Here is a 9,758-nt window from a genome sequence, read left to right on the forward strand (position 1 = left end):
GCGCAAAATAATTCTTTCCAAGTAAAGGACGTTATTATGAATATTTTAGTTACCGGTTCAGCAGGCTTTGCAGGCAGAAATCTCGTGGAAAACCTAAAAAATATCCGCGACGGCAAAAACAAAACAAGACCTGCGATAAGCATTGACAATATATACGAATATGACAAAAATAATACCTTAGAGGAACTGGACGGATTTTGCAGAAACTGCGATCTCGTTTTCAACCTCGCAGGTGTGAACAGACCAAAAGATACAAAAGAGTTCCGCGAAGTGAATTTCGGCTTCGCAGAAATACTTCTCGATACACTGAAAAAACACGGAAATACCTGCCCCGTAATGCTGAGCTCGTCTATTCAGGCAACTCTCGCAGGACGCTTCGGGACCTCGGAATACGGGCTCTCAAAACGTGACGGCGAGGAGCTTTTTTTCCGATATGCCGAGGAAACCGGTGCAAAGGTCTACGTTTATCGCTTCCCGAATCTGGTCGGAAAATGGATACGCCCAAACTATAACTCAGCAGTCGGAACGTTCTGCAATAACATCGCCAATGATCTGCCGATAACCGTAAATGATCCGAGCGTTGTGCTGGAAATGCTGTTCATCGACGATCTTATCGAGGAGATGTATGACGCTGCAGAAGGTCACCCCCACCGTGCAGACTACCCTGCCGCCGGTGAAAACGGCTTCGACGGACTTACTCCGCTGCCCTGTGAAAACGGACGCTATTGCTATGCTCCTGTGACATATAAGGCTTCCCTCGGTGAAATAGTCGAGCTACTGCATACTTTCCGCGATCAGCCGAAATCTCTGGTAATGCCGTCTATCCCCGACGGAAGCTTCGCAAAAAAGCTTTACTCCATGTACCTCTCATATCTTCCAAAAGAAAAGGTCGCTTTCGACCTGAAAATGAACTGCGATGACCGCGGAAGCTTTACAGAGCTCCTGAAAACCGCCGACCATGGTCAGTTCAGCGTGAATATCTCCGAACCTGGCATCACAAAGGGTCAGCACTGGCATAACAGCAAGTGGGAATTCTTTATCGTCGTAAGCGGTCACGCTCTTATTCAGGAACGCAGGATCGGTTCAGATGAGATCTTGGAATTCGAGGTCTCAGGCGACAGGATCCAGGCTGTTCATATGCTCCCAGGTTATACCCATAATATCATTAATCTCTCCGATACCGAGAAACTTGTGACCGTTATGTGGGCAAATGAGCAGTTCGACCCGAAACGTCCCGATACGTTCTTTGAAAAGGTCTGATATCATCGCAAACATACCCAAGGCAGCCGAATGGCTGCCTTTTTCATTCTCCATGTTCTGTTTTCTTCTCGTCGCAGCTTGTCTTTCTCCAATAAAAATCGCACAATACTGCACTAAATCATATTTTTATGGTAAATATTCGTCCGATTACTTACTCCTACGCCGAGTATTCTTAATATGAACGCTTCAATGCAGCTGTCACTTCAAACAATTCATCACATCTTTATTCATAAAAAGGAGTTTTAAAAATGAAAAAACACAATAAGCTTATACCCTCAATTTTAGCACTATCATGCGCTTTTTCAGCCATTCAGATACCTGCGGCAAATGCTTCCGATGATGTTGATACGGGATATCAAACAGGAAAAAAACTGCGTCCATTCAGCGATAGATTTGAACCTGCTGATAATCAATCATCAACTCCCGCTGATGATTACTCAAGCCTCGTGGAAGAGCGTTTACAGGAGGTACTCAGTTTCTATGAAGACCTCGGCTGGTACAATTATGACGGTCAGGGCTACAAGGGAAGGATCCCCAGTGTATACTATGCAAAACCACGCTTTAAAACAGACCTGAGAGCAATGCCGTTCTATATCAACGTCGGCGAGGGCGATGGTTATCTGATGAAAAATATGGCATCTGATATTGATGCTCTGGCACATGAGTTCACACACATGGTAACAGGTTCAAAGCTTGAATGGTGTGCCACAGATAATCTCGAAACTACTTGCCTTATGGAAGCTTACAGCGATATAATGGGAGAATTATGCGACAAGACTCCTGACTGGAAAATTGCGACCGACATTTTTGTAAGACAGGACAGACCCTACTCTTTAAGAGATATCGCTGACCCTGATGCAACTCTTAATCCCGACTCAAACTATAACATCAAGGAAAATACTTTCTTCACGGATTATGACGAATTTCTCAGCGCCCTGAAGGATCCGAACTATACCCCTTCAAATGCAGACGGTGCCATGATAATCTCCCACGCCGCATACCTCATGTCTGAAAATGGTATCTCAAGAGATGACCTGACAAAAATATGGTTCGATTCAATGGAGAAAATGAAGGACATTACTAAGGAAACTCGTTTCGCCTCCTTCTCGGACTGCCGCAGAGCTGTTACTGCTGCTGTCTCAGCTGTTGAGGAGTATAAGAGAGAACAGTACCTTGATATCATCAATAATGCTTTCGATGCGGCTCACGTTTATATCAAGGGCGATGCCAACAACGACGGTATCGTTGATACAAAGGATATCGCTGTGATCGAAAGCTACCTCAGCGGTAACTATTCTGCTCTCGGAAACGATCGCAGTTTCAGATCAGCTGATGCAGATAACGATTCGGCTATCACACAAAATGATATCGAATCTGTCAAAAGAGACCTTACTGTATACGCCTCACAGAAATATCTCGGCTCAAACAAAGCTATGAAGAATTTTAAAAAGGCAGAATCAGTAAAATTCACTGACGGTTCACATTGGTGTACCTATTTAACATCTGTAATGGATTCTGACGGTACAACAAAAGAATGTATAAAAGACCTCAAAAACTGCGATAGATTTCTTGATTCGCGTACATACGGAAATTATGTTACACTTAATACTACATTCTTTGAAGGCTATGACTCCTCATTCAGATACGAAAAGGAAGAACCCTACTACGACTGTGCAGGATTCGCAAAGAAGCTCCAGTATGAGTACTTCGGCACTACCAAGTATTTACAGCTCAAAAACAGCAATAATTATATCCCTCGCATAGGCGATCATCTCCGCCTTTCATTCCTCGGCAAATTCCCGCACAGCATCTTCATTACAGGCATTGACGGAGATACCTTCACTTATGCTGACTGCAACAATGACGGCAATAATACTATAACATGGAACAACACAGGAAAGATCAAAGGTTCACGCTTTGAGCTTGCCAACGGAAGAACATACAACTTTGAATGGGTTGAGCGTCCGCTCATGGTCGGCGACGTAAACGGCGACTCGTATGTCAACAGCTCCGATGTAAGCGCTTTGCGCGATCTGGCAAACAACAGCTTCGACGACGGCAGTATCGCTGCTCATTACAAGTTCCTTGCTGCCGACATCGACCAGAACGGCGTTATCGACAGCTGCGATATCGCTCTCCTTTCCAATGAAGTATTCTCCAGAACAGGTATAACCTTAGGCTACCTTAAATAATTCCGCTTCAATACATAATAGCCCTCACCTTACGGTGAGGGCTTGTTTACTTCATAATCTCCCTGTCAGAATAAATATATACAGGCAGTTTCAGTTTGCCGTATCTTGCTATTATCCTGCCGCTAAATCGACTGAATGTATAGATCACGTTTTTTTCGCCTTCTGCATGAAAAATTCCGACAGCACCAGTTTTAATCCTGTTCGGTACATCATGCCTGAGCATCTCCGCTAATAGCGCCTTTCTGCTCAACATATCATTCTCCGCTAAGCGAACGGGCTGTGACACCTATTGCAGCTCCTTGCGTTCCTGTTCCCACATGAGATGCTATACTGCACGACAAGGGTCTGTATATAACATGATAGCCCTTGAATTCGGACTTTATCCTCTCGACCCATTTCTGCGCTTCTTCTTCGGTCTCATGTGTGCCTGATGCTCCGATGCTTATATGCTCAACAGGTACATCGGCATACTTCTCTTCAAGATCCTTATGTACGGCTTCCAGAATCTTCTCCTCCGCCGCTGCCATTCCTCTCGCCTTTGAATATGCATCAAGCTTTCCGCCCTGTATCTTCAGTATGGGCTTGAGATTTAGTACCGTTGCTATCGCAGCTCCTGCTGCGGTGACTCTGCCTGTCTTTTTTATCCGTTTCATGCAGTTCAGCGTGATATATATATCGTTTCTGTATGCATCGGCTTCAAGCTCTGCATCTATCTCAGCAGCTGTCATGCCTTTGTCTGCGTAATACTTTGCGTCATATACCGCGTCCAGAAGCGTTACCGATATGCGATGATTGTCCACAACCACTACCTTTCCGTCATACTCGGCAGACAAAGCCTTCGCTGTGCTGCACGAGCCGCTGAGCCCACTGGACATCGGTATATATACCAGCTCGTCATACCCGTCGGAAAGTACGCTGTCCCACATCTCTGTCAATGCTCCCGGAGAAGGCTGTGATGATACGATATCCTTGTTCTCGTTCAAAGCCTTGTACAGTTCATCATTGCTCAGCGTCAGCTCCTCAAGGTGATCCTTTCCGTCAATAATCACAGGCATCGGCAGCACGTATATACCATTTCTCCTGCCCTCCTCCAGTGTTATACCACTATTGGTGTCAGTCATTACAGCAGTTTTCATTCAAGTTCCTCATTTCGATCAGCTTTCATACCCATCAGTATGTTTTCCCATAGGCTGATTATACCATTATATAGCCTTTTTGTCAATATGACCATATTTCTCCGCAAACGGAAAAGCTCCGAAGAACGGTCGTCTTCGGAGCTTGTATTGTATTTTTAAATCAGGGTATTTAAATTGTTTATAGCTTACCATGAGAGCTTCTGATCTTCGATCTTGGCATTGAGAAGTTGACAGTATGTATAATCACCGTCTTTGTAGAAATTAAAGTTTCCCGATACCGTTATCTCGGTGTCCAGTGCAGGATAATCGTCAGGATAGGTGTAATCACCGTCAAGTACGAATTCTATCCCCTGCTTGCAGCAGGCTGTTGCATCACTGATAAGAACTGCAAAATACTCTTTGCCTGTCGCTGCGTCCTTGAAATATGAGAAATTGCCCTTAGCTCTGACTGTCTTTCCCTTGTAATCATCAGGTCGGTTCACCATATCGTAGACCTGAGCATATACCATCGACGAGTTGAGCTCGGTAAGATCAACGTCATATCCGCTGTTCGTTTCAAAAGCTTCCTCCTTCGGAGTTATACTGCCTATTGTCGTTTTCTCTTTGGAAGATGGAGCGACAGCCTCAGATGCGGCAGAAGTCACCTCCTGTCCGCTCTTTGCCGCAGCTTCTGAACCGCATGAACAAAGACTTATTGCCGCTGCTGATATCAATGCCGCAATTTTTAATGCTCTCATGTTTATTCCTCCGTTAATGACGTTTTTTGCTTTATGCAAAGTATTTTTTCAGGACTTCATAGTTCTGTTTCATCAATGAAAGATATGTAACTCCGCTGCTTATCTCGTTTGCTGATACGGACTGGACTGAATTAAGTTCGGCTATCTCGCAGTCCTTATTCTTTGAGTTCCTGATAATAGACTCCGCAATGGATTTATCCGAATTCTCTATGGTGAAGATAGTGTCACAGCCGAGCTCATCAAGCTTTCCTGCAAGGAAGCTTATTGTCTCAAAGCTTGCTTCGCTTTCTGCCGAGCAGCCGATAAATGCTGCGTAGTAGTCGATACCGTAATCGTCAACAAGATAACGGAACGGGAAACGATCACCGAATATCAGTGTCTTGTTCTTTGCTGTATCAGAAATATCACTGAACTCCTTGTCAAGTGCGTCAAGCTCTGAAGTATAATTATTAAGGTTGGTCTTGTAATCTTCTGCATTTGCAGCATCAACCTCTGCAAGTGTATTTGCTATCTCTGTGCAGATGAGCTTTGCATTTCTGAGTGAGAGCCATACGTGCTCGTCATACTCTTCCTCTTCTTCGTCCTCATCATGACCTTCATGATCCTTGTCATGCTTTTCCTCATGTCCGCCTGTCATCTCGTCAACAATATCCTCTGCACTTAAAGCGGACGGATAATATGTCGGGAAGTGTGTTCCCTCCTCAACAAGCGTATCAAAGCCCTCGTTTCCGCTGTAAAGGTGGAAACGCTCAGGCTCGGAAGGCTCGATATTATGGTCGGAAAATACGATATACTTTGCGGCTTCGTCATCTCCTGTTGTCTTCTCGAACTTATAGCGAACCTGTCTCGAACCGTCGTCCTTTGTCCTGATATAGTAGCCGCTGTAGTCATAATCAGCCTTTATCGTCTTGTCGGCTGTAACATACTCTATGGTCGGAGCCTTGATATTTATTGTAACAACATCTGTATCATATGCAGTGATGTACTTCTTCTTGTAATCCTCCTCTGTCATAGTGTCGTCATTCTCTGCCTTATACTCCCATACCTCATCAAGAGAGCCGTCCAGCAAAAGAGGATATGTTGACTGCCAGCTGCCGTCAAACTCGGAAAGTGTTCTGTCCTTTACGTCTGAATCCTCAAAGTCGCCGTTGTGTTCATGGCTGTGCTCATGCTCATGATCGTGTTCTTCTTCCTGCATTCCCTCTTTAAGCTCCTCGACCTTTTTCTTGTCGCCGAGAGTCTCCATGAGATCAATGATCTTCATATCCTTGTTTACCGATCCGCTGAGAGCATCTTCCACCCATTTGTCTGACTCGCCTCCTACATGGATAAACAGGTCACAGGTGGATATCTTCATTATATCCTCGGCTGTTGGCTGATAGTTATGCAGATCTGTTCCGCTGTCGAGAAGATAGGTTATATCTGCATCAGCGGCATGATCGCCCATTATCTCCTTTACCCAGTCATACTCAGGAAAAATCGTGCATACGATGCTTAATCGCTTACTGCTGCCGCTTTTTGATGAATTCTCCTTTGTACTTGCCGATGAATTTGCTCCGCAGCTTGTAAGAGTAAGAGCTGCTGTAATAAGACTTAATGCTGTCAAGCTTTTCTTTCTGAACATAAAAAATGAACCTCCAATTTGAATATATGCTTTTCAGGGCAGAACAATAAAGGGTATTATACCCCCGTGTTCTGCGGTCGTGCAGCTGTGCTCCGGCACAGCCGTTTTTTGCCGTATATTCAATTGAGAAGCTCTACCTTCAGAGTAATAAGCGTACTGCTGCACAAGGCTGTTCTGACCAACAATGTGAGCTCCGCCACCATGATGATGAGTGCAGCTGCAACCGAGAAAGGCGTTACGGCTGTGCCCAGTATGTGAAGATTGGAACGGAACTGTGTAAGCTCCATACATACCGCACAGTCGCTTCCTGTACACTCGTGGTCAATATGCTCTATAATAAATACAGAGGAACAGAATATGACAAGCATAACGATCAAAGCCGTCAAAGCTGCTGTAAGCCGTGTTCTTTTGCCTGCCATGTAAATGCTCCTTTCATTCGCTAAAATTGAGAATCAATTTCATTTTTACACATAATATTATACCACGTTTTGCCTGCTTGTCAAGTGCGCTCCCGTCTTTTCACTATAATTTCACTTAAATAACAAAAAACTGCGGAACATTTAAGCAGTGTTCCGCAGTCCGTCGTTCAGTTAGTATTCTCTTTAAAGAAACTGTCTATCATCTCCACAAAGTCCTCATCGCAAGTATTGTAGAGTTCCTGATCTATCCCCGAACAAAACTCCACAAGCACATCATGCGGGATCTCTCCGTCGTACTTCTCCTCAAGCTCTTCGTACCTTTCGTCTATTCTTTCTTCAGCCTCATACTTTGCATATTCGGCAGTTGTAAAGTATGAACTGTGTCCGTTCCTGCCGTCGTCAGAAAATGTTACGTACTTCACATTCGGGTTCGTTATCTCGTCCTTGTGAGCTATTATAGCTGCTCCATTGTATTGTATAACATCATCAGCTGTACCGTGCATGATCTCAACAGGTATTCCTGACTTGTTTATGCCGTCAACTGCCTTCCATGACGAATCCTTGCCGAATGTCGCCTTGTTGTATAACCATATGATAGGATAAATCGGCTTTCCTAAAATGCCGTACTGCTCGTCGCAGAACTCTGTAAGCTTCTCGTACGGCGAATTATAGCCGGACATGGTGACGCAAGCCTTTATGTCATGATCGAAATTAAGTACCGCTGCTGCTGCATAGCCGCCCCAGCTGTGACCGAGAACATATTTGTCCATATCCTTCATGCGCGGGTCACTCTCGGCAACGTCAAGGGCGTTGTCAAGGTCGATCACCGACTGCGCAAGTCCGACCGAGCCGCTGCCTTCACTATATCCGCAGCCTGTTGCATCATACGAAAATACTCGTCAGCCACGATCTACAAGCCGCGTTATCAAGCTAAGATATCTCTCGTGTCCCATGCCGATGCCATGAGCAAATACGATCACTCCCCTGTCGTTGTCCATACCATATATAAAGCCTTTGAGAGTATTCTCACCTGACTTGAAATCAACAGCTTCTCGCGGATAGTCCTTTTCATAGTGATCGTAAAACCATGTTGCCGATTCGCCAGCCTCGGGATAATCAGCTCGTCCGAAGCTCCTGTTCATATGCCATGAAGTTATCATATACCCTACTATGAAAGATATCAGCAGAAATACCAACACTGCGATCAAAATGATTTTTTTTGTTTTTCTTTTTCTCATATTTACCCCTCTTTTATAAATACATATCGCTCAATACATTATATCATTTATTATTTGCTTTTTCAATAGTCATGTTGACTATATTGCTTTTTTTACACCAAATATATATCATGATATGTGTGAGGTTTCTGTGCTTTTTTCCGTGTAATATATGAAGAGCAAATGCCTCTTCGGAAAGGAGATGACCAATGGACAACGGTGCAGGCAGCTACCGCCGTTTCCGCGACGAAGGCGACATGAACGGTCTCGCCGAGATAATCAGAGACTATAAGGACAGTCTTATCCTTTATCTGTGCAGTATTGTGGGAAATATCCACACCGCCGAAGGCAAAGATGGCCTTCTGATAATGGAATATATCACTCCTTCATCAAGCAAAATCATACTGAAAAAGGTCGGACCATTAGCACCGTAAAACTGTTTTTTTAACAAAATTTCTTCCCCTGATTTATTTCAAAAGTCCACAAATCCGTGTTGAACATCGCTTTTTCGATAGTCAATTTCACCAAGATACTATGTGTAATTTTAATAAGGTGTCACGAATAAAATTAATGAATTGTAACATTCCCCAAATTCCTATTTACAAAAGACCGTTTTCATAGTATTATATATACATAAATTAATTTTTAGGGGGGCTTTTACATGAAGTTATTTTCAATGTTAGGAGCAATTTTTGATGAGATTTCCACAGGTGCAAACGCTTATGTCTATGACGAAGATTACGATTGCTTATACCTTCCAGTAAGCAGCGATTTCGTTACACACATATTAGAAAAGAAGTGTAACGATTGCGGTGTTCTTATCTTCACCATGGACAACAACTTCAATTACTCAGTAGACAGCGTTATCATCGACACAGATGAACAGCCTACTGATCTCAGAGATGATATCAATGAGTATTTGGAGACATTCGAGCTTGACCAGATCTACCACGAATTAAGCTGCGCTATTTCCAATATTTTTTGCAAACAATGAAGAATAATATAATTAAAGGATCGCCTGTAACAGGCGGTCCTTTCAGCCTGTCGAAAAAGTCCAGCGAAAGCTGGTCTTTTTCGCATTTATGTGGTATAATATAGGAGAAGGGAGCTGAGTAGAATGGTGAGCGAAAACAGAGCGGAACGAAATCAAATGGAAATGTTTTGTATCGACAG

11 protein-coding genes are annotated in these 9,758 nt (G+C 43.8%); 4 read left to right on the forward strand and 7 right to left on the reverse strand.

The annotated features are described in order from the left end of the window. Positions 1–36: 36 nt before the first annotated feature. Together K6G33_RS05280 and K6G33_RS05285 are read left to right on the forward strand one after the other, a co-directional pair. The gene (locus K6G33_RS05280) at positions 37–1,260 is read left to right on the forward strand and encodes an NAD-dependent epimerase/dehydratase family protein (protein ID WP_296777051.1); all 1,224 of its coding nucleotides are present in this window, start codon (positions 37–39) and stop codon (positions 1,258–1,260) included. 248 nt (positions 1,261–1,508) lie between these two features. Continuing rightward, complete coding sequence (locus K6G33_RS05285) at positions 1,509–3,452, forward strand: dockerin type I domain-containing protein (protein WP_296777053.1); 1,944 nt, start codon at positions 1,509–1,511, stop codon at positions 3,450–3,452. Between the two features lie 46 nt (positions 3,453–3,498). Here K6G33_RS05285 and K6G33_RS05290 read toward each other — a convergent pair whose 3' ends face one another. The 7 genes from K6G33_RS05290 to K6G33_RS05320 form a co-directional block, all read right to left on the reverse strand. Then, a complete protein-coding gene (locus K6G33_RS05290; RefSeq protein ID WP_296777055.1) occupies positions 3,499–3,705 on the reverse strand; it encodes a hypothetical protein in 207 nt (68 codons plus the stop codon). 1 nt (position 3,706) lies between these two features. Next, a complete protein-coding gene (locus K6G33_RS05295) occupies positions 3,707–4,588 on the reverse strand; it encodes a DegV family protein (protein WP_296777057.1) in 882 nt (293 codons plus the stop codon). 185 nt (positions 4,589–4,773) lie between these two features. Beyond that, positions 4,774–5,325 (reverse strand): hypothetical protein, encoded by a 552-nt coding sequence (locus tag K6G33_RS05300; protein ID WP_296777059.1) that lies wholly within the window; start codon positions 5,323–5,325, stop codon positions 4,774–4,776. A 31-nt stretch (positions 5,326–5,356) separates the two neighbouring features. Next, positions 5,357–6,949: a ZinT/AdcA family metal-binding protein gene (locus K6G33_RS05305; RefSeq protein ID WP_296777061.1), complete on the reverse strand. Its 1,593-nt coding sequence runs from the start codon at positions 6,947–6,949 to the stop codon at positions 5,357–5,359. Positions 6,950–7,068: 119 nt separating this feature from the next. Next, positions 7,069–7,368 (reverse strand): hypothetical protein, encoded by a 300-nt coding sequence (locus K6G33_RS05310; protein WP_296777063.1) that lies wholly within the window; start codon positions 7,366–7,368, stop codon positions 7,069–7,071. A 167-nt stretch (positions 7,369–7,535) separates the two neighbouring features. Next, entirely contained in the window at positions 7,536–8,195 is a 660-nt protein-coding gene (locus tag K6G33_RS05315; protein WP_296777065.1) for a prolyl oligopeptidase family serine peptidase, read from the reverse strand. Between the two features lie 72 nt (positions 8,196–8,267). After that, positions 8,268–8,606, reverse strand: a complete 339-nt coding sequence (locus tag K6G33_RS05320) for a hypothetical protein (RefSeq protein ID WP_296777066.1) — start codon at positions 8,604–8,606, stop codon at positions 8,268–8,270. A 188-nt stretch (positions 8,607–8,794) separates the two neighbouring features. On the opposite strand from K6G33_RS05320, the gene K6G33_RS15250 reads away from it, so the two are divergent. Then, complete coding sequence (locus K6G33_RS15250; protein ID WP_367270479.1) at positions 8,795–9,019, forward strand: hypothetical protein; 225 nt, start codon at positions 8,795–8,797, stop codon at positions 9,017–9,019. Positions 9,020–9,246: 227 nt separating this feature from the next. Next, positions 9,247–9,579, forward strand: coding sequence for a hypothetical protein (locus K6G33_RS05330; protein WP_296777067.1), 333 nt, complete (start codon positions 9,247–9,249; stop codon positions 9,577–9,579). Positions 9,580–9,758 lie beyond the last annotated feature (179 nt).

Source organism: Ruminococcus sp. (assembly GCF_024691275.1).
Classification (GTDB): Bacteria; Bacillota; Clostridia; order Oscillospirales; family Ruminococcaceae; genus Ruminococcus.

What these genes read in the sequence shown, in the direction of transcription:
- K6G33_RS05280 (WP_296777051.1), top strand. Translation starts at nt 37, where the DNA reads ATGAATATTTTAGTTACCGGTTCAGCAGGCTTTGCAGGCAGAAATCTC.
- K6G33_RS05285 (WP_296777053.1), top strand. Translation starts at nt 1,509, where the DNA reads ATGAAAAAACACAATAAGCTTATACCCTCAATTTTAGCACTATCATGC.
- K6G33_RS05290 (WP_296777055.1), bottom strand. Translation starts at nt 3,705, where the DNA reads ATGTTGAGCAGAAAGGCGCTATTAGCGGAGATGCTCAGGCATGATGTA.
- K6G33_RS05295 (WP_296777057.1), bottom strand. Translation starts at nt 4,588, where the DNA reads ATGAAAACTGCTGTAATGACTGACACCAATAGTGGTATAACACTGGAG.
- K6G33_RS05300 (WP_296777059.1), bottom strand. Translation starts at nt 5,325, where the DNA reads ATGAGAGCATTAAAAATTGCGGCATTGATATCAGCAGCGGCAATAAGT.
- K6G33_RS05305 (WP_296777061.1), bottom strand. Translation starts at nt 6,949, where the DNA reads ATGTTCAGAAAGAAAAGCTTGACAGCATTAAGTCTTATTACAGCAGCT.
- K6G33_RS05310 (WP_296777063.1), bottom strand. Translation starts at nt 7,368, where the DNA reads ATGGCAGGCAAAAGAACACGGCTTACAGCAGCTTTGACGGCTTTGATC.
- K6G33_RS05320 (WP_296777066.1), bottom strand. Translation starts at nt 8,606, where the DNA reads ATGAGAAAAAGAAAAACAAAAAAAATCATTTTGATCGCAGTGTTGGTA.
- K6G33_RS15250 (WP_367270479.1), top strand. Translation starts at nt 8,795, where the DNA reads ATGGACAACGGTGCAGGCAGCTACCGCCGTTTCCGCGACGAAGGCGAC.
- K6G33_RS05330 (WP_296777067.1), top strand. Translation starts at nt 9,247, where the DNA reads ATGAAGTTATTTTCAATGTTAGGAGCAATTTTTGATGAGATTTCCACA.